This is a genomic window from Mesorhizobium sp. BHscii (assembly GCF_053848065.1).
This window is the reverse complement of sequence record NZ_JBSPKW010000003.1, coordinates 91,560-112,397: the sequence shown is the minus strand read 5'-3', so window position 1 is coordinate 112,397 and position 20,838 is coordinate 91,560. Positions and strand designations below refer to the sequence as shown.

Here is a 20,838-nt window from a genome sequence, read left to right as displayed (position 1 = left end):
ATTTGGTAAACAGAACGTTAATATACTTTGCAGCTAAAGGATCGCGCGTCAATCCGAGGCAGGGCCGGTGCACCACCGCTGCAGGCCAGGCCTCGCCAAGGTGGAGGTGCCCATCACGTGTCCGTGCAGAACGAGCGCGCAATCAGGACAAGGCTGCTGTCATGGAGGTGCCGGCTTCTCGCCCAATCAGCCTCGCGGCGCGATTTCACGCGGCGGCGTCCAGCCCCTGCGCCGGCACATAGTTCAGGATCGGGCCGAGCCAGCGCTCGACCTCGGCGAGCGGCATGCGCTTGCGGCGCGCGTAATCCTCGACCTGGTCGCGTTCGACCTTGGCCACGCCGAAATAATAGCTTTCGGGATGCGACAGGTAGATGCCGGACACCGAGGAGCCCGGCCACATCGCAAAACTTTCGGTCAGGCTGACGCCGGCATTGCGCTCGCCGTCGAGCAGGCGAAACAGCGTCGCTTTCTCGGTGTGATCGGGCTGCGCCGGATAGCCGGGCGCCGGGCGGATGCCGCGATAGGGTTCGCCGATCAGTTCGTCCGGCGCCAGGTCCTCATCCGGGGCATAGGCCCAGAATTCCTTGCGCACGCGTTCGTGCAGGCGCTCGGCGAAGGCTTCGGCGAAACGGTCGGCCAGCGCCTTGACCATGATCGACGAGTAGTCGTCGTTCGCCCGCTCGAAGCGCTCGGCGATTGCCGCTTCCTCGATGCCGGCGGTGACGATGAAGCCGCCGAGATAGTCGGCCTTGCCGCTGTCAAAAGGCGCGACGAAATCCGAGAGTGCGACATTCGCCTTGCCGTCGCGCTTGGTCAGCTGCTGGCGCAGCGTGAAGAAGGTCGCCAGTTCCTGCGATCGCGCGTCGTCGGTGAACAGCCTGATGTCGTCGCCGACAGCGTTGGCCGGCCAGAAGCCGATGACGCCCTTCGGCGCGAACCATTTTTCCGCGATGATCTTCGCCAGCATCGCCTGGGCGTCCTCGAAGAGCTGGCGTGCCGCCGGCCCTTGAGCCTCGTCATCGAGGATTTTCGGGTAACGGCCCTTCAGCTCCCAAGTCTGGAAGAACGGCGTCCAGTCGATATAGCGCGCGAGCTCGGCCAGATCCCAGCCTTCGAAGACTTTCACGCCGAGGAAGGACGGCTCCGGCGGCGCGTAGGCCGACCAGTCGATCCTGTGGGCGTTGGCACGCGCCTTGACGAGCGGCAAGCGCTGCTTGTCGGCTTCGCTGCGCGCGTGCGCATCGGCAACCTTCTTGTATTCGGCACGAACGTTGTCGACATAGCCGCCCTTGGTCTCGTTCGACAGCAGTGCCGACACCACGCCGACCGCGCGGCTGGCATCGGTGACGTAGACCGTCTGGCCCCTGATATAGCGCGGATGAATCTTTACCGCCGTATGCACGCGGCTGGTCGTCGCGCCGCCGATCAACAGCGGAATGTCAAAACCTTCGCGCTCCATCTCGGCGGCCATATGCGCCATCTCGTCGAGCGAAGGCGTGATCAGGCCGGATAGGCCGATGATGTCGACCTGCTGCTCGCGCGCCGTCTGCAGGATCTTCGCCGCCGGCACCATGACGCCGAGGTCGATGATCTCGTAATTGTTGCAGGCCAGAACCACACCGACGATGTTCTTACCGATATCGTGGACATCGCCCTTCACCGTCGCCATCAGGATCTTTCCGGCGGTCTGGCGCTCGCCGGTGTCGACGCCATTGGCGGCGTTCGCCAGCTTCTCCGCCTCCATGTGCGGAAGCAAGCCGGCAACGGCCTGCTTCATGACGCGGGCGGACTTCACCACTTGCGGCAGGAACATCTTGCCGGCACCAAACAGATCGCCGACGACATTCATTCCTGCCATCAAAGGACCTTCGATGACATGCAGCGGGCGCTCGGCGGCAAGTCGCGCTTCGTCCGTGTCCGCGTCGATGAATTCGGTGATGCCGTTGACCAGTGCGTGCGAAATGCGCTGGTCGACAGGCCAGTCGCGCCAGGCGAGATCGCGTTCCTGCGCCTCCTTGCCCGCTGTGCCCTTGAAGCGTTCGGCGAGTTCCAGCATGCGTTCGGTCGCTGTGCCGCCGCCCTTCGGCTGACGGTTGTTGACGACGTCCTCGCAGGCTTCGCGCAGTTCCGGATCGATGGACTCGTAAACGGCAAGCTGCCCGGCGTTAACGATGCCCATGTCCATGCCGGCCTGGATGGCATGATAAAGGAACACGGCATGCATGGCCTCGCGCACCGGCTCGTTGCCGCGAAACGAGAAGGAGAGGTTCGACACGCCACCCGATATGTGGACATGGGGGAGCGTCGCGGTGATCTGCCGTGCTGCTTCGATGAAGTCGACGCCGTAATTGTTGTGCTCGTCGATGCCGGTGGCGATGGCAAAGATGTTCGGGTCGAAAACGATATCCTCGGGCGAGAATCCGGCCTGCTCGGTCAGCAGCTTATAGGCGCGGGTGCAGATTTCGACCTTGCGCGCCTGTGTGTCGGCCTGACCGTCCTCGTCGAAGGCCATGACGACCACCGCCGCGCCATACGCGCGGACGAGCTTCGCATGGTGCAGAAAGGCCGCTTCGCCTTCCTTCATGGAAATGGAGTTCACCAGCGGCTTGCCTTGCACGCATTTCAGGCCGGCTTCGATGATCTCCCATTTGGAGCTGTCGATCATCACGGGAACGCGGGCGATATCCGGCTCGGCGGCGATCAGGTTGAGATATTCGACCATCGCCTTTTTCGAATCGATCAGCCCTTCGTCCATGTTGATGTCGATGATCTGCGCGCCATTGGCGACCTGGTCGCGGGCGACTTCGAGCGCGGCGGCATAATCGCCCGCCGTGATCAGCTTCCTGAACCTGGCCGAGCCCGTGACATTGGTGCGCTCGCCGACATTCACGAATGGAATCTCCTTGGTCAACGTGAACGGCTCGAGCCCCGAAAGGCGCATCTTCGGCTCGATGTCGGGAACAGCGCGCGGCGGATATTCCTTTACCGCCTGTGCGATGGCGCGGATGTGGTCCGGAGTCGAGCCGCAGCAGCCGCCGACGACATTGACCAATCCGTCGCGCGCGAACTCCTCGATCTGCGCGGCCATGAATTCCGGGCTCTCGTCATAACGGCCGAATTCATTGGGCAGGCCGGCATTCGGATAGGCGCAAACAAAGGTGTCGGCGACACCGGAAATTTCGTCCAGATGCGCGCGCATGGCCTTGGCGCCCAGCGCGCAATTGAGGCCTATTGTGAACGGGTTGGCGTGACGGACTGAATGCCAGAAAGCCGTCGGCGTCTGGCCGGACAGCGTGCGGCCGGACAGGTCGGTGATCGTGCCGGAGATCATGACCGGCAGATGCATATCCTTCTCGATGAAGATCTCTTCTGCTGCGAAGATCGCCGCCTTGGCGTTCAGCGTATCGAAGATGGTCTCGATCAGGATGATGTCGGCGCCGCCGTCGATCAGACCGCGCAGCTGCTCGCCATAGGCAAGGCGCAATTCGTCGAATGTCACGGCCCGGTAGCCGGGATTGTTGACATCCGGCGACATCGAGGCGGTGCGGTTGGTTGGCCCCAGCGCACCGGCGACGAAACGACGCCTGCCGTCCTCCTGCTCAGCCCTCACCGCTGCCCTACGCACCAGCCGCGCACCGTCGCGGTTCAGCGCGTAGACCGCATCCTGCATGCCGTAATCCGCCTGGGCGATGGCGGTCGAGGAGAAGGTGTTGGTTTCAAGAATGTCTGCCCCGGCGATGGCGTATTGATAGTGAATCTCCTCGATCGCCTTGGGCTGCGTCAGGATCAGCAGGTCGTTGTTGCCCTGCTGATGGCAGGCGCAATCCCGGAATTTGTCGCCACGGAAATGGTTCTCGTCGAAACCCAGGCCCTGGATCTGCGTGCCCATGGCACCGTCGAGGATGAGGATACGTTCGCGCGCCACCGCCGTGATCGCCGCAAGGACTTCCGACCCATCGGGCGTAGCCGCGGCGGGACCGAACAGGTCGTCCAGCGATGATGGGGTTTGCGACATATTCCGTCCTCAAGGCGACAGTCGCGCTTAAGCGACATAAAGACATCTTTATGTCAATATACGCTATTCGCTTGTTGCTGTCACCCCTGCCGCGGGGAATGCTGCCCGCTGATGCTACGAGGCCGCCTGCGCGGTCTTTCAGGCGATCGCCGACGGGACGGCAGGTAAGGTCTCCGACGCGGATGTCGCATTCATGATGTGGTAGGCGGGAGCGACCTCTCTCGTCAGGAGAAGATTTCCGCCAATTCATCGACGCTGGTGCCTTCCTTAACCTGCCGCAACTCGACATAGCTGACCGCGGTGGCTGAAACGATCGGACGCAAGATCGGCGCGACGCCGGCGGCCCATGATGCCCGCCCGTTCCTGACGGCGTATTACGGCGAGCTCCGAGCCCATCTCGAGCGGAAGCTGCTGCTCGGCAACCGCAAGGCCGACAAGCACGCGCGCGGTAGCAACGCCGGACCAACGAGGCTGCCATGAACACATCTCTATCCGAACTTGAACTTCAAGAGATGGAAGCCCGAGTTGCCGCGGCCCAAGCTGGCCCGTGGAAATCATGGGTCGAGGGCCGGGACTTCCTCGGCGGGTCAAATTTCATCCAGACCGGCCAAGGGGCGGATCGCGGCGAGGATATCGAAATGACCGGCGCGACGGACCAGGATTTCATGGCCGCCGCGCGTCAGGATGTTCCTCGCCTGATAGCAGAAGTGCGCAGACTCCGCGCGCTCCTCAGTCGAGCAAATTAGAAGACAGCAAGGCTGGCTCCCTACCCCACCCACTTCTCGTAGTCGGACACGAGCAGGTGCAGCGGCGCGACATCCTCGTCGATGTCCGCGAAGCGGCCGATCGGTTCGCGGAAGACATTGTCGGTGAGATCGTCATTGACGGTCGAAACCTCCCCGATCAGCACGTCCTTGCCTTCGGCCCAGAAGGCGTGCCAAACGCCCGGCAGCAGCGTCACGCTCTCGCCTGGATCGAGCTTCAGCAGCCCACCCGCCGGCAGCCTGTGGATGGTGCCGTCTACAGGCACCGATACCTCGGCCTTCGGATCGATGCCGCCATCGCGATCGTGCATGAACAGTTCCAGCACCAGCTTGCCGCCACCACGGTTGATGATGTCTTCGGCCTTGATGTTGTGGCGGTGCATCGGCGACAGCTGATCCTTGCGCGAGATCATGATCTTCTCGGCATAGAGCATGCCCATGCCCTTCTTCATGTCCTCGTAGCGACCGTTGCGAACGGTGAAAAGGAAGAGGCCGAGTTCGCTAAACTTGCCCTGGCCGTAGTCGGTGATGTCCCAGCCGAGCCGGGAGGAGAAGATGGCCGACGAATCCTGCCGGCGCGCCTTCATCTCTTCGGGTGACCAATAGGCGAAGGGCGGCATTATGTAGCCGAACGAGCGAATGAAGGTGTCGGCGTCGCGGATGATGTCGTTGATAGCGGAGCGTTTCATGATCGTGGTTCCTTCCAGTCGGCCTAGGCGATCTCCAAACCGAATAGCCGAACGCCGATCCGGTGTCGACGTAAACTGCATGAGCTGGCCTCATGACATCCGGTTCGATCGAGGTCATAACGGCAACCAGTTTCCTGATGGTGGCATTCCATGCTGAGTATAGAAGATCTCGATACGCCGGCGATCCTGATCGATGTCGACCGCGCCGAAGCCAACATCGCGCGGGCGCAGGCCCATGCCGATCGCCATGGTCTGAAGCTCAGGCCGCACATCAAGACCCACAAACTGCCTTACTGGGCAAAGAAGCAGATCGCAGCGGGTGCGGTCGGCATCACCTGCCAGAAGATCGGTGAAGCCGAGGTGATGGCCGATTCCGGCCTCACCGATATTTTTCTCCCTTATAACATTCTGGGCAAGGCCAAGCTGGAGCGCCTCAAGGCGCTGCACGGTCGTGTGACGCTGTCGGTGACATCAGACAGCCTGGAAACAGTTGCGGGTCTCGCTGCCACCTTCACCGATCCAGGCCAGCCGCTACAGGTGCTGGTGGAATGCGACACCGGCATGGGCCGCTGCGGCGTCCAGTCGGCCAGCGAGGCGGTCGCATTGGCCAGAGAGATCGACAAGGCCAAGGGGCTCGCCTTCGGCGGGCTGATGACCTATCCGGCGGCAGGCCGCGCTGCCGAGGCCGAGACGTGGCTCGCCGGCGCGCGCCAAGCGCTCGCCGCATCCGGCTTTGGCTGCGAACGCATCTCCAGCGGCGGCACGCCGGATATGTGGCGCTCAAGCGAGGCTTCCGTCGTTACCGAGTACCGCCCCGGCACCTACATCTATCTCGACCGCTACCAGGTCGCCAAAGGCGTCGGGAGTCTCGACGACTGCGCGCTGACGGTGCTGTCGACGGTGGTCAGCCATCCGACGCCGACACGGGCCATCCTCGATGCCGGCAGCAAGGCCTTGTCCAGCGATACGCTGGGGCTGCCTGATTTCGGCGAATTGCTGGGTCTTCCGGGCGCTACCGTCACCGGCCTCAGCGAAGAGCACGGCAACGTCACGCCCGGCGACGCCAGGCTGCGTATCGGCGATCGCGTGCGAATCGTGCCCGACCATTGCTGCGTCGTCACCAATCTGTTCGACGAGGTCCACCTGATCGCCGGAGAACGGGTGCTGGAGACGCTGCCGGTGGCGGCGCGTGGCCGCATGGGATGAGTTCGACGTCGTTCCGACCGAACGACCGTTTGATCAAAGTTGGACAAGCGGACCCAGTGCAGCCCTCAATGGATCGAGGGCATCGCCGTACAGTTTCCAGCGCTCTACAGAGGACGAATAGATCGGCTGGCGCACCTGCCAGCGGCTTGGCGTTCGTACCGTGCGCTCGGTTTCGTGGAAATGCAGACAAGCATCGTCCCATTCCATGCCGAGAAATCCGATCAATCCACGGGCGCGGGTTTCGAAATCGGCCACGGTTTCTTCGTAAGGCATGTCGTGGATGGCCAGCGGAACGACCTTGGCCCAGTGGCGCATCAAGCGATCATATTGCCGGTAATACTGCCCAAGCTTGGTCAGATCGGCATTGTAGCCGTGGGCATCGGAAAAATTATGCATGAAACAGGACGTGCAATTGTCCATCGGATCACGCCGGCAGTGGACGATGCGGGCATTTGGCAAAATGAGGCCGATAAAGGCCAGCAACTCGAAATTATGCGGCATCTTGTCGATGACGCGCGCCGCCTTGCCGTTGCGCTTGTTGAGATGGTCGAGATATTTCGAGCCAAGTTCCCTCGCCTTGGCCGGTGTGAGCGCCGCCATGGCCTTGGCGAAAATCGCCGGATCAGGCTGGTCGAATCCAAGTTCGCCGGCCAATGAACGGATGGTCGGCAACTCGCCGGCGCCATAGATATCGTGATGGCTGGCGCAAATCTGCTCGGTCAGCGTCGTTCCTGAACGTGGCATACCGACGATGAAGACCGGCCGTTCGGATGGATTGCCGAAATTTGGCCGCGCTTCGAAAAAGCCGGCGTCGAAAGTTTCGATGAAACTGTCATAGAGCCGCGTGTGCAGGGCAATGTCGAAATCATTGCCGGAGATTGTCTTGGCCCGGGCGAAATGGCGGATGGCCAGGCGATACTCGTGCTGGTCGTTGAGGATTTTTCCGGCGGCGTGATGCAGGATAACCCGCTCGCGATCGGTGGTCGTCGGCAGTTCGAGGCGGGCCTGCACCAAAGCCAGAGCTGGATCGCCCTTGATGGCCCGACGCGCGAGCGCCAGCCCGGACAGGGCCTCGACATTCGCCTTGTCGATGGCGATGGCGCGGCCGAAGCATTCGACCGCCTCGGCTTGTCGGCCCATGTCGGTGAGCAGGTCGCCCATACCGATAAGCGCGGTCAGCGAATGGCTGTCGACCGCCAGCGCACGGCGATAGAAACCCTCGGCGACGTCGCCTTCGAGTTGGCTCCGGTAGGATTTGCCGAGATTGCACAATGCCTCGACAAGCCGGCCGTCGAGCTCGATCGCTTTTGCGCGCCAGCTCGATGTTGCCGATCAGGTTGTAGGCGTTGCCGAGATTGTTGCGGAAAATGGCGTTGCCCGGTTCGAGCTTCACCGCGCGCTTTCATGAAGTCGATGGCCGTCTCATTTTGCTGGGCCTCGATCGCCAGCGTGCCCATCAAATTGAGCGCCATGGCATTTTTGGGCTGACGTCGAAGCACGGTTTGATAGCAGAACTCGGCTTCGCGAAAGCGCTTGCGGCGCTGTAGGTCGATGCCGCGCTGCAATATCTCCGGCGCCGGCTCGCCAGCGCTCGGCAGTAAATCCTGGACCATGGCCGGCACGCCGAAGGGTTGCCGGCGCGGCAGATGCGGCATCCTTCACCCCCAATCGCTGCGTGCGACGGCAGTCAGCCTGAACCAACAGGAATTCGAAGCAATCAGAATTTGAATGTAACGCCAAGCTGCAGATTGTGGGAATTCAATTTGCCGTTCGAGAATACAGCATCGCCTTCGCGGGAGGAATCGAAGTCGACGCCTGAAACGGCCTTGAACCTGTAGCCGAAATCGAGATCGATATTCTGCGCCAGCGCGTAGGTGACGCCGGCTCCCAACTGGCCGGCGAAACCCCACCCACCACGCCCGTATCCGTACAAGTGACCACCCCAAGTTGTGTCGGCGGTCACATGGGCGGCGCCGATGCCGCCGCTGACGTAGAGCTTGGCATCTCCAAAATGAGCAACGTCGGCCCAGACATTGGCGAGCAGATAGGTAGCGGACAAATCGCCGTCAGCCGGAAACCAGGCACTCACACCCTCCTGATACGAATTCGCCTTGTAGCGGGCATAGGACAGTTCGCCTTCGACCCGAAACACATCGTTGATCCGCCTACCGACGACGCCGCCGATCACGAAGCCGGTGTCGAAGTCCATCGAAAAGTCGTTGTTGTAGTAATCGGCATGTGTTTTCACGCGATTCGGGAAGCTGGCGCCACCAAACAATTGATAGGCAATATCACGTCCAGTGCACGCATAACGTCCAGTGCATGGCTGAACTGTCAACGTGAAAACCAGGCGGGGTCGACCTCCGGAAATCGCTGTTGCAACGTTGCATCATTTTTACTTGCGCCTCATCGTGTCGGGCGCATTCGAATGAAGGACCTGACCGGTAGTCAGGGTGCCCCCTAGCCGGGCTTGTCTGCCTGCCTCGCCGCGACTCGGCGCATGGAGATGACGCGGCGGCGGCGAATTTCCGTGCGCATTGCCATCAGATGCAACGCGAAGAACAGCACGGTAAAGCCTAGAGCCATCACCAGCAACGGCCTCAGCATAGAGGGGTCAATGGTCGAGCCACCCATGCGGAACACCGAAGCCGGCTGATGCAGCGTGTTCCACCAGTCGACCGAGAACTTGATGATCGGGATGTTTATGAAGCCGACCAGGGTGATGATTGCGGCGGCCCAGGCGGCGCGCGCCGCATCGTCGAGTGCCCGCGTCAGCGCGATGATGCCGAGATACATCAGAAACAGCACGAACACCGAGGTCAGCCGCGCGTCCCACACCCACCAGGTGCCCCACATCGGCTTGCCCCAGATCGAGCCGGTGATCAGCGCGAGTGCTGTAAAGACTGCGCCGATGGGTGCCGCCGATTTCAGCGCGACATCGGCCAGCGGATGGCGCCATACCAGCGTGCCCAACGCGAAAACCGCCATCAGCGTGAAACACATCATGGCCAGCCAGGCGAAGGGCACATGGATATACATGATGCGGACGGTGATGCCTTGCTGGAAATCCTCCGGCGCAGCGAAGCTCATATAGAGCCCGGCGGCCAAGATGAGTGCGGCGATCGTCGCCAGCCACGGCACCACCTTGTCGGCCAACCAGACAAACCGCGTCGGGTTGGCGAAATCCATCCAGCCGCTGAGGCGTGAAGTCAGGTCACTCATGCGGCTTTACATAAACCGGCGACGCTTTTGGGGCAATCGAGTGGTGGTGTCGCAGGCTGCCTTCCCTTCTCCCATAGGACAGGTGAGAAGGGAAGGCAGCCTGGCCGCTCAGGCGGCCTCGTCCGTGACGGTGCGGCTGAGGCGGCGGACTTCCTCGTCGTTGAGCAGGCCGCCAGCGCGCAGCAGGCTGGCGAAGCGGCCATTGCGCATCGACAATTCGGCGAAGCCACCCATTTCGACCACCTTGCCCTTGTCCATGAACACAACCAGATCGGCATCTCGAACGGTGGTCAAGCGGTGGGCGATGATGAAGGTAGTACGGCCGCGCCGCAATTCGTCGATCGCTTCCTTGACGCGGTCTTCCGTCTCGACATCGAGCGCGCTGGTCGCTTCGTCGAGCACCAGGATGGGCGAATCCTTCAGCACGGCGCGCGCGATCGCGATACGCTGGCGCTCGCCGCCCGAAAGCTGTCCCCCGCGTTCGCCGACGACCGTGTCGTAGCCGTTGCTCTTCGATAGGATGAAATCCTGCGCGGCAGCGGCATTGGCGGCAGCGTGGACCTCATCATAGGTCGCCTCGGCGCGCCCGACGCGGATATTGTCCTCGATCGAGCGGTTGAGCAGGCCCGCATCCTGGAACACGGTGGCGATCGAGTGGCGCAGCGACTTGCGGGTCACCGTACGGGTGTCGATGCCATCGATCAGAATCCGGCCGCTGGACGGCGCAAAGACGCGCTGCAAAAGATTGATGAGCGTGGTCTTGCCCGCGCCCGTCGGACCGACGACGGCGACGGTCTGGCCGGCATGGACCTCGAACGACACGTCGTTCACGCCCTGCCCCGAATTGGCGAATTCGAAGCTGACGTTTTCAAAACGCACATGGCCAGTGACGTTGCCGAGGTCACGCAACCCGTCCGGCTCGGCGGCGTCGGCCGCGGAGTCCTCGAGGCGGTAAAATTCCTCGAGCTTGGCCCTGGCCTCCGAAATCTGGTTGGCGAAGGCCGACATCTGGTCGAGCCGGGCGATCAGCAGCGTTGCAAAGCCGGTAAAGGCGATGACGTCACCGATACGCAATTGGCCATGCATGACCAGATAGGAGCCGATCAACAGCACGACCATCATCGAAATGGTGGACGACAGGCGGTGCAGGGCGTTGGCCAATGCCCACCAGTCGAGCACCGGATATTGGGCATCAAGCAGATTCTTGACATAACGCTTCAAGGCGTCGGTCTCGTGGCCGATTCGATTGTAGCTCTGCAGCACGGCGACGTTGCTGACCGAGTCGCTCACATGCGCGAACACCTGGTGAAAATGCCGCTCCACGGACGCCTGGCCTTCCCTGGTACGACGCATCACCAGCCGCCCGATTCCGACATAGAGCGCGCCCAGCGCCAGCAGGACCATCGACATGCGAATATCCATGCTGAGCGCCGTCGGCACCAGCAGGACCAGTGCCACGACAGTGGACAAATGCTGCCTCATGAACTCGAGCCAGAGGCTGAACAGGGTCTCGACCGCGCGCAGAAGCGTATGCAGAGAATTGGAGGTGCCGCGCTGATGATGCCAAGCAAGCGGCATGGTGATCACGCGCTCGAATGACTGACAAAGCACCTCGCTGCGTCGTGCATGGGCAAAGCGGTCAGCGCCGCGCGCCACCAGAACGAAGGCGACGACGTTGAAGACGCCTATACCGGCCCATACGGCGAGCGTCGAAAAGACCGAGCCGCCGTCCGAAATAGCATCGATCACCCGTCCGAACATGATCGGCTCGAGGATGGCGATAATGGCCAGCGCGACATTCGCCCCGCAGATAAACGCTACGCGTTTTCTGTCGGCAGCGAGATAACCAAGCGCTCTCCAGTAGATCTGCAGAAGGGACACTTCAGCTACTCCGGCAAATTGTTATTGTGCACTGCATCATTTTCTACACGTACCCGTTGACGTGTCGCGAAACAATGCTCGTGTACCCCTTCAGTTCCCAATTCGCGAACAAAAGATGGCGACGCTGCGAAATCTGTCGTGATCACCTAACGGTTTGAGAAAAAAGGTAAAATGTCAGCCGTGCGGCAAAATCGTGGCAGGCTGTAAGCACTGCCGCAATTTTAATCAGCAACTGGTCATGTACGAATCCCTAAAGGCTGCACCGGCTTTTGGGAAAGCTCATGCGCAATAGAATTTCTAGAGCAACCTTAAACAACGCGCATCCCCAAGACGTGCAAAACGCCAAAAATCCTTGGAGCTACGCCGGTATCCTGACGACCACCTCGGCCTTGTCGCCGGCTTTCGGTTCGAAAGACGAAGCCTTCGTCTTTTTACCATCTACCTCTAACGAGATGGCTTTGACCTTGGCGTCGCGGACAACGCGAACCCTGAGTTCGGCCCCCAGCACCTTGAGCGTTGCTGTATAACCATTCCAATGGCTGGGGAGTTTCGGCCTGAACCGAATGCGCTCGCCCCTGCGCTCAATGCCGAGGATGCCCTCAACCGCCGCGCGATAAAGCCAGCCGGCCGAGCCGGTGTACCAGGTCCAGCCACCGCGGCCGCCCTTGCCTTGCCCGGCGTAGACGTCGGCGGCGACGACATAAGGCTCGACGCGGTAGTGCTCGGCAGCGGCCTCGTCGAGCGCGTGGTTGACCGGGTTGAGCATCGAGAGACAGCGGTAGGCGTCGTCGGTGCGCCCCATTTCGGCGAGCGCAATGACGAACCATGTCGCCGCGTGGGTGTACTGGCCGCCGTTTTCACGGACACCCGGCGGGTAGCTCTTGATGTAGCCTGGATTCTGTTCCGTCCTGGAGAAGGGCGGGGTGAAAAGCTTGACGATCTTGAGCTCGTCGTCGACGAGCATTTTCATCGCCTGCTGCATCGCCGTCGTCGACCGCGCCGGATCGCCCTCGCCCGACAGCACGCTCCACGACTGGGCAATCGAGTCGATCTTGCACTCCTGCGAACCGCGCGACCCCAGTGGCGTGCCGTCGTCGAAGCTGCCGCGACGATACCATTCACCATCCCAGGCCGTGCTTTCCAGCGCCCGCTTCAGCACGTCAGCGTGTTTTGTCCAGGCTTGCGCGCGCTTGGTATCGCCTTCCGCCTTGGCGACAGGGGCAAAGTCGCCCAGCGTCTTCAGCAGGAACCAGCCCAGCCAGACGCTCTCGCCCTTACCGTGCTCGCCGACACGGTTCATGCCGTCGTTCCAGTCGCCACCGAGGATCAGCGGCAGTCCGGCGGGGCTGCTGCGCTTGATCGCAAGGTCAAGTGCGCGTGCGCAATGATCATAGAGTGAAGCGGTCTTCTTCGAGATCTCCGGGGTGAAGAAGGCGTCGTGCTCGCCTTCTTCCAGAGGCGGCCCGTCGATGAAGGGCAGTTGTTCCCTGAGGATCGCGGTATCGCCGGTCACCTGCAAGTAGTGTGACGTGGCGTGGGCGAGCCAGACAACGTCGTCGGAAATCATGGTGCGGACGCCTGCCTCGGTGCGCGGAAGCCACCAGTGCTGCACGTCACCTTCGGGGAATTGCCGCCGCGCCGCGTTGAGGATCTGGTCGCGCGCCAATTTCGGATCATGGACAAGCAGAGCCAGCGTGTCCTGCAACTGATCGCGGAAGCCAAAAGCGCCGCTCGCCTGGTAAAACGCGGAGCGGGCGCGGATGCGGCAGGCAAGGCTCTGATAGGGCAGCCAGTGGTTGACCATGGCGTTGAGGGCCTTGTCCGGCGTCTCGACCTGGATGGTGTCGAGAAACCCCCGCCAGGTGCGTTCGTTGTCAGCCAGCCTCTGATCGAAATCCTTGCTGCTATGATGCTGCACCAGTGCGCTGGCTTCCCCGGCAGAGGCTGCATCGCCGAGCAGCCAGAGCAGCGTCACGTCCCCGCCGGCAGGGATGTCGATGTCGCGAGCAATTGCTGCACAAGGGTCGTCGCCGGCCTCGACGCGGCCCGACAGGCTGGCGCCACTGAGCACGGCATGCGGAAGTTCGCTGGTGCCGTGCCGGCCGATGAACTCGCCGCGGTCGGCCGTCACAGAATGTGCCGCGCTGTCGGTGGCCAGGAAGGCGACCCGGTCGCTGAAGTCGAGCCCGTACGGATTTTGCGCCAGCAACGCGCCCGTCGCAGCATCCCTGGACGGAACGATGGTCGCCGCCGTGCGCGAACGATGGCTGCCAAGAACCCATTCCGCATAGGCATAAACGCGCAGGCGCGCCGGCACCGAACCCGAATTCTGGATGCGCAATCGGGAGATTTTCACCGGATCGACAGGATCCACCACATGGGTCAGGTCCATCGACAGCGGTCCGCGCTTCGAACGGAAGGTCGAAAAACCCTGTCCGTGCCATGTTTCGTAGGTCATGGCGGGATCGCGCACCACTGCGGCCAGCGGCGAGAACGCCCGGCCGTTGGCGTGATCGTAGATATAGATGCCCTCGCCGGGCCGGTTGGTGACCGGGTCGTTCGCCCACGGCGTCAATTGATAGTCGCGGCTGTTTCGGCTCCAGGTGAAGGCAGCGCCTTCAGCCGAAACATGGAAACCGAACGAGGCGTTGGAGACGACGTTGATCCAGGGTTGCGGCGTCGTACGCCGGCCAGCAAGGCGCACGACATAGTGGCGTCCGTCGCCCTCGAAGCCGCCAAAACCGTTCCACTGGTTGAGCCCGCTGCCGTCGGCACTGCCTTCGATCGAGGCCTGGGCAGCCCATGCCTGCGGCGCCGGCGGAGACGGTTCGCGAAGCGCTGCTGCACCTGCCGGCTGCAAAGCGTCCCGTGCTTGCAGCGCAGCGGCCTCGGCGCGCTCGATCTGATCGAAGATGGTGCCGTTTCGCGTGTGCAGGGCGACGCGGGCGACGGCGAGCAGCGTCTTGTAGGTCGTTTCGTCCATGAGATCGCGGCGCACGGCGAAGATGTGCTGGCGGGGTCCGAGCTCCTTGCCGCGCAGACGGCTGTTTTCGCACAGCGTCTCGACTGCCCGTTGCAGATCCTGCACGTAGGATGAAGCCTGCTCGTTGACCACGACAAAGTCGATCATCATGCCGCGGGCACGCATATATTCCTGGAAGCGGAGCGCCTGGGCAACGATTTCGAGATCGGCGACATCGCCGATCCTGACCAGGAAAATCGGAAAGTCGCCGGATATGCTGGTCGGCCACAGACTGGACTGCTTACCGAGCCCGGAGGCGATCGATTCGGCCGGAAGGCGCAGGAACGGATCAGGATAGATCAGATAACGCGCCAGATTCTGCACATTGGCGGCATCGGCAAGGCTGAGGCCGAGATGACGGGTCTGCACCTGCGAGCGGGTCCAGGCGAGCATCGCCTGACGGGCGAAAGCTTCCGGATGATCGAGCCGCGCAATGGCATCTTCGAGTTCGGCACGGTTGGCGCCGACGGCAGTCCAGAAGGTCAGCGATATCTTCTTGTTGGCCGGCACGCGCACCTGTCGGCGAAGTGCTGCGACCGGATCCAGCGTGAAGCCGGAATGGCCGCCAAGCTTGGCGCCGGGATCGAAGGCGGCGGCCTCGGTTATGGTGCGGCCGCGGCCGATGAAGGCGCGCCGGTCGGTTTCGGCCTCGGCGTCGCGCGTCGACCCAGACGGGTCGGTGACGAAGTGCACCATGGTGACATCAGGCTCGTCCGTTTCCCGCTTGCGTCTTGTGGCGAAGATCGCCCCGTTATTCGCAGCGATTTCGGTTTCCACGAACATTTTCGAGAAGGCCGGATGCGCGTTGTCGGATGCGTCGGAGCCCAGCACCAGTTCGGCAAAGGAGGTCACTTCGATATGCCGATCGACCGGGCCGTCATTGTAGAGCGTCACCCGCCGGCCTTCGCCGTTTCCTTCCGAGATGACGATGCATTCGACCTCCGAACGCAGTGATCCCACCGACTTGATGAAGCTCGCCTTGTCGTCGGAGAACAGCGTCTGCACTTCTTCGTCGGTGGCGCGCTTCGGCTCGGCGGTGGCCGACCACCAGTCGCCGGTGCCGGCGTCGCGCAGGAAGATATAGGAGCCAAGCCGATCCTCGGTTGGATCCGGCTGCCAGCGCGTGACGGCAAGCTCGCCCCAGCGGCTATAGCCGGAGCCGGTCGCGGTGACCATGACCGAGTAGCGGCCATTGGACATGACGCTGGTCGAACGCAGCGCCTTGAGCGGGTTGAGCACGATGCGCGTATCGGGGCTCTCGACTTCCGTTTCGTCCTTCGACCGTTCGTCGGCCTCGGTCCTGACGGTGGCGGTCGGGATGTCGCGCGGCGCTCTTTCCTGCAGCAGCAACTCGGCCGACTCGATCACCGGATCGCTGTGGAAGCGGTCGCGCAGGCGTCCTTCGAAGATGGCGTCGGCAACGGCGGCGATCGACATCCCGGAATGGTGGGCCATGTAGTTCAGCACGACGACATGGTCGGTGCCCTCCGGCACGCGCTGCGGCGTGAAATCGACCGCATCGTAGAAGCCGTGCCGGCCAAGGGCGCCAAGCCGCCTCAGCCTGGCAAGGTTCTGCACCGATTCACGCGGGGTGAACTGCGCCGCCAGCACGGTCGCATAAGGCGCAATCACCGTGTTCTGGCCAAGACCTCGCTTCAGGCCCAGCCCGGGCACGCCGAAATTGGTGTATTGGTAGGTCAGTTCGCGGTCGCGGGCGTTGTAGGCCGCTTCCGAGATCCCCCAGGGCACGTTCTTCGAGCGGCCGTACTGGATCTGACGTTTGATGATGAGCTTGCTGGTCTGGTTGAGGATGCTGCCTTGCGCCTCCTTCATCACCAACGGCGGCATCAGATACTCGAACATCGAGCCGGACCAGGACATCAGTGCGCCCTTGAACCCGATCTCGACGATCGGCCGGCCGAGGTGGAACCAGTGCTCCGTCGGCAGATCGCCCTTGGCGATGGCGAACAGGCTGGTCAGCCGCGCCTCGGAAGCCAGGAGGTCGTAGCAGCTTTCGTCGAGCTGATGCTCCTCGACCCGGTAGCCGATCGACAGGAGCTTGCGTTCCTTCCGCATGAGGAAGGAGAAATCCATCTCGAAGGCGAAGCGACGCGTGCGCTCGCGCAGCGAAAGAAGCTTGGCCCGCAAGGCTTCGACGGCATTGTCGTCGCTATGCGCGTCATGGACATGCGCTTCGCAGGTTGCTTCCAGTCTCGCCGCCCAGTCGGCGATGGTATCGCTCTGTGTCGATGCGGCCTCGGTATGGATGGCGATGGCGAGCTTGCGAATCTCGCCGGCCAGAACGGCCAGGTTGATGGTGCGGATCGATGCCATCTCGGGCTGTGCTTTGATCGATTCGACCGCGCGCCGCATGCCGTCGAGGCGATCGGCGAGCCGCTGGCGCAACGGCCGCAACTGGCGACGGTCGTCAGGCAACTCCGCCAGGCTTTCGTCGAGGATCGTCACCGTATCGAGGATACCCTCGAAGTCGCCCTGAAGGTGGACTGCAGGCGCTTCCGCCCATTCGGCGCAGGCGGCCGCCACCGCCACCAGATGGCCGGCAAGATTGCCGCTATCGACGGCGGAAATATAGAGCGGATAGAGCGGTTTCAGCGTCGTCGTGTCATACCAGTTGAAGAGATGGCCGCGCTCACGCGGCATGCTCTCGATGGTGGACATCGTCGCGTCGATGCGGGTGGTCGCGTCGGACAGACTGATCCAGCCGAAGTCGCGCGCTGAAATCACCGACAGGAGATAGACGCCGATATTGGTCGGCGAGGTGCGGGGCGCCACGACAGGCGCCGGACTTTCCTGGAAATTGTCGGGCGGCAGGTTGTGATGCTCGGCCGTCACGAAGGTCTCGAAATAATGCCATGTGCGCCGCGCAACGGTGCGCAGCGCATGAATGTCAGCCGCCGATATGCGCAAACGGTCCTCGGTTTCGGCCGAGCGGCTGATCCAGAAAGCGAACGCCGGCGAGCCGATCCAGAACAGCGCGAAGAAGAAGGCGACGAAAGCTCCGGTGGAATCGGCCAGAACCGGGATGGCGAGGCCGACGACCCCGACAATCACCGCGCCGTACATCATGCCGTAATAGGAGCCGAGATCGTTGTCGCCATTCTTTTGCGCCTGCGAGGCAGTGCGCCATTCGAGCAGATTCTGCCGACTGACGAACAGACGGTAGAGTGTGCGAATGATGGCGTCGCCCATCATCCAGGCCAGATGCGCCATCAGCACGATCTTCAGCGCCACCAGGGCGGTGCCGAAGACAACGTCGCGCGCCAGCGCCGAGAAATGGCCGCGCGGCGTCTGGTCGCCGCTTTTCGGCAGGATGGCGTGGACGATATCGAATGTCGGCGCCATGAACAGCGTGAGGATCAGCAGCGCCTGCCATTGCGCGGCCTGCGTGAAAGGCAGCAACGTCCAGCCGGCGATCGCCGCCATCACCCAGAAGATCGGCGTCAGCGAGCGGCGCAGATTGTCGACCATCTTCCAGCGCGACAGCGCCGGTACGCCGGAGCGCGGATCGAGAATGAAGCCCAGAAGCTGCCAGTCGCCGCGTGCCCAGCGATGGTGGCGCGACGCGTCGACCGAATAGCGGGTCGGATAGTCCTCGACCAGTTCGACGTCCGTGACCAGTGCCGCGCGTGCCAAGGCGCCTTCGAGCAGATCGTGGCTGAGGATGGTGTTTTCGTCGATGCGGCCCTTCAGCGCCGCTTCGAAGGCGTCGACATGATAGAGGCCCTTGCCGGTGAAGGAGCCGTCGCCGAAGACGTCCTGGTAGATATCCGAGACGGCAAATACGTAGGGATCAAGGCCTCGATTGGCGGAAAACACCCGCTGGAAGAAGGATGCATCGTCGCCGCTGGTCAGGGAAGCGGTGATGCGCGGCTGCAGGATGGTGTAGCCGGCGGTGACAACGCGCTTTGCCGCATCGTAATGCGGGCGGTTGAGCGGATGGCAAAGCTTGCCAACCAAACTGGCGACGGCATCGCGGGTGGTGCGCGTGTCGGCGTCGAGCGTCATCACATGGATAACGTTTTCTGGCAACGGCACATCCAGCGGCAGGAAGGTGGTGTCGCTGTCACCGCGCAACAGAAGATTCAGTTCGTGCAGCTTGCCGCGCTTGCGTTCCCAGCCCATCCAGGCGCTCTGGGATTCATTGTAGAGCCGCCGGCGATGCAGGACGTAGAAGCGCGGCGCCCCTTCGCTAGGATAGCGGGCGTTCAGCCGTGCGATCTCGTCGCGAGCATATTGGAGGATCTCAATATCCGCCGCATCGATTTCGGTTTTGCTGTCCGGCCAATCCGAAAGCAGAGCGAAATGGATTTCGTCCGCCGTGTTGGCCAGGTGATGCACTTCGATATTGCGGATGTTCTCCTCGACGTCGTCGCGCGAGCCGATCAGCGACGGCACCACTACCAGCGTTCGGGCCTCGGGCGGCATGCCACGTCTGTAGTCGTAGCCGACGAGGCGCGTGGGCTTCAGGAACAACGATACGACAGTGTTGAAGAAGGCAAGCGCGCCTTCGCTAGCCGGCACGGCAAACAGCGCCAGCATCAAGGCGATCGACCATTTGGACAGGCCGAGATTGGCAAGGGCGTTGCCGGAGAGGACCAGAAGCAGGACCGTCAGCGCGAACACCGGCAAGACAATGCCCAGCCATCCGGTCTTGCGGAACGCCCGTTTGATCGTGACGCTGACGGTCGGCCGATAGCCGATCGCCTCTTCCAGTTCCAGCCGGCGCGGCCCGACCAGAAAGAACCCGACGTCGGTGTGAGCGGTCGGACCGGTGCCGGTGGTATCGGCGACAGCGGCATGGCCGGCGAGTTCGATCGCCTTTTCGGCAACGCGGAATTCGGAACGATCGGAGCGGCGCGCCATTTCTTCGATCGCGGTCCGGTACTGGTCGCGCGAGAAGAAATCGAGCGCGGCGAAATCGGTGCGCTCGCGCAGCAAGGTATCGATGCGGCTGACACCTTCGAACCAAACCGTCCAGTCGATATCGTTGATCAGCCTGAGGCCGCGGATGATGTTGCCGGTGGTTACATTGCCGCCGGACAGCGTGCGATGCTCGCTGATTATGATTTCCTCGGCATCGGAGCCGGACTTTTCGAGTTCGCCCTCCAGCCATTCCAGCGCCCTGCCGGCATTTTGCGACCCGTCGCGCAGGCGGTAGAGCAATTGGGTGGCAAAGGTGGTGTCTTGTGCATGGGCGACGTAGTTCGACAGGATCGCCTGACGGTCGGCGCTGTCGTCGACCGCCAGCACGCGGTCGGCAACCTCGTTGGCAATCTGGCGCATCTGCCGGGTACGATTGACCCGGACCGCGATCCGGCGAAGATTTTCGATCAGAACGAAGCGCAGCAGCGACGGCAGCGCCCAGAGTTCGCCGATCTTCAGCGGCTCGACGGACTGAAAGCCTTCGACGATCGCCTTGAACATGGTAGCCGAGACGGAACTGTCCGAATGCGCGACATAGGTCCAGGCCAGCGCAAGCGCGCGCGGCACGCTGGCGCCGTCGGACAGCTTCAGCGTCGGCAACTGCCGATAGAAACGGCGGGGCAGGTCGCGCTTGACCTGGAAGATGGTTTCCTCAACCAGATAGTTGTTGTCGAGCAGCCATTGCGCGGCCGGCGTGATCGTCTCGCCCCTCGCCTGCGCGGCATTGGTCGAGCGGTAGACTTCGAGGATTTTGCTGGCACTGTCGCGGACGCGTGGCTGGAAATCGAACGGCTCCAGGCCGAACAGATCCTTGACGTCGCCCTTGGCGAGGGTTGTACCCAGCGTGCGCAGGCGCTCTTCCGGCAGGAAATTGGAGCGTATCGGCTCTTCCGTGATGGCCGGGAAGCTCGCGCTCGTCTTTTCCATTTGGGTGGGGTCTGTTTGGATATTCATTGAAAATTCCGTATGGGGGACGCGTTAGCGGCGTCACCGCCACGGCAATGTCCCTAAAACCGATTGAAATGCAATTGGTTGCATCGAAACAAGGGCCGAAAGTTTGTTTTCGCACCACAACTTACAGACAACCACCTCTCG

The 20,838-nt window shown here is 62.3% G+C and carries 11 protein-coding genes; 3 read left to right on the top strand and 8 right to left on the bottom strand.

The window, feature by feature from the left end:
- Positions 1–205: 205 nt before the first annotated feature.
- Positions 206–4,015: a methionine synthase gene (metH, locus tag ACWTU7_RS05740; protein WP_455838092.1), complete on the bottom strand. Its 3,810-nt coding sequence runs from the start codon at positions 4,013–4,015 to the stop codon at positions 206–208.
- A 300-nt stretch (positions 4,016–4,315) separates the two neighbouring features.
- Between metH and ACWTU7_RS05735 the strand changes: the two genes are divergently transcribed.
- Complete coding sequence (locus ACWTU7_RS05735; RefSeq protein ID WP_455838091.1) at positions 4,316–4,495, top strand: hypothetical protein; 180 nt, start codon at positions 4,316–4,318, stop codon at positions 4,493–4,495.
- Positions 4,492–4,761, top strand: coding sequence for a hypothetical protein (locus ACWTU7_RS05730; RefSeq protein WP_455838090.1), 270 nt, complete (start codon positions 4,492–4,494; stop codon positions 4,759–4,761). The genes ACWTU7_RS05735 and ACWTU7_RS05730 overlap by 4 nt, the downstream gene beginning before the upstream one ends.
- A gap of 20 nt (positions 4,762–4,781) precedes the next feature.
- On the opposite strand, the gene ACWTU7_RS05725 is transcribed toward ACWTU7_RS05730, so the two are convergent.
- Positions 4,782–5,468 carry a D-lyxose/D-mannose family sugar isomerase gene (locus tag ACWTU7_RS05725; protein WP_455838089.1) on the bottom strand — a complete coding sequence of 229 codons (687 nt, stop codon included), beginning with the start codon at positions 5,466–5,468 and terminating at the stop codon, positions 4,782–4,784.
- 150 nt (positions 5,469–5,618) lie between these two features.
- Between ACWTU7_RS05725 and ACWTU7_RS05720 the strand changes: the two genes are divergently transcribed.
- A complete protein-coding gene (locus ACWTU7_RS05720) occupies positions 5,619–6,674 on the top strand; it encodes a D-TA family PLP-dependent enzyme (protein ID WP_455838088.1) in 1,056 nt (351 codons plus the stop codon).
- 33 nt (positions 6,675–6,707) lie between these two features.
- Here the strand turns inward: ACWTU7_RS05720 and ACWTU7_RS05715 are convergent, their stop codons facing one another.
- From ACWTU7_RS05715 to ACWTU7_RS05690, 6 genes are all read right to left on the bottom strand, one after another.
- The gene (locus ACWTU7_RS05715) at positions 6,708–7,946 is read right to left on the bottom strand and encodes a sulfotransferase (RefSeq protein ID WP_455838087.1); all 1,239 of its coding nucleotides are present in this window, start codon (positions 7,944–7,946) and stop codon (positions 6,708–6,710) included.
- The gene (locus ACWTU7_RS05710; RefSeq protein WP_455838086.1) at positions 7,850–8,329 is read right to left on the bottom strand and encodes a tetratricopeptide repeat protein; all 480 of its coding nucleotides are present in this window, start codon (positions 8,327–8,329) and stop codon (positions 7,850–7,852) included. Before ACWTU7_RS05710 ends, ACWTU7_RS05715 begins: the two co-directional genes overlap by 97 nt.
- 62 nt (positions 8,330–8,391) lie before the next feature.
- Positions 8,392–8,922 carry an outer membrane protein gene (locus ACWTU7_RS05705; RefSeq protein WP_455838085.1) on the bottom strand — a complete coding sequence of 177 codons (531 nt, stop codon included), beginning with the start codon at positions 8,920–8,922 and terminating at the stop codon, positions 8,392–8,394.
- A 212-nt stretch (positions 8,923–9,134) separates the two neighbouring features.
- Positions 9,135–9,896, bottom strand: a complete 762-nt coding sequence (locus ACWTU7_RS05700; RefSeq protein WP_127212712.1) for a heme ABC transporter permease — start codon at positions 9,894–9,896, stop codon at positions 9,135–9,137.
- Between the two features lie 108 nt (positions 9,897–10,004).
- Positions 10,005–11,777: a glucan ABC transporter ATP-binding protein/ permease gene (locus tag ACWTU7_RS05695; RefSeq protein WP_455838084.1), complete on the bottom strand. Its 1,773-nt coding sequence runs from the start codon at positions 11,775–11,777 to the stop codon at positions 10,005–10,007.
- 358 nt (positions 11,778–12,135) lie between these two features.
- The gene (locus ACWTU7_RS05690; RefSeq protein WP_455838083.1) at positions 12,136–20,697 is read right to left on the bottom strand and encodes a GH36-type glycosyl hydrolase domain-containing protein; all 8,562 of its coding nucleotides are present in this window, start codon (positions 20,695–20,697) and stop codon (positions 12,136–12,138) included.
- Positions 20,698–20,838 lie beyond the last annotated feature (141 nt).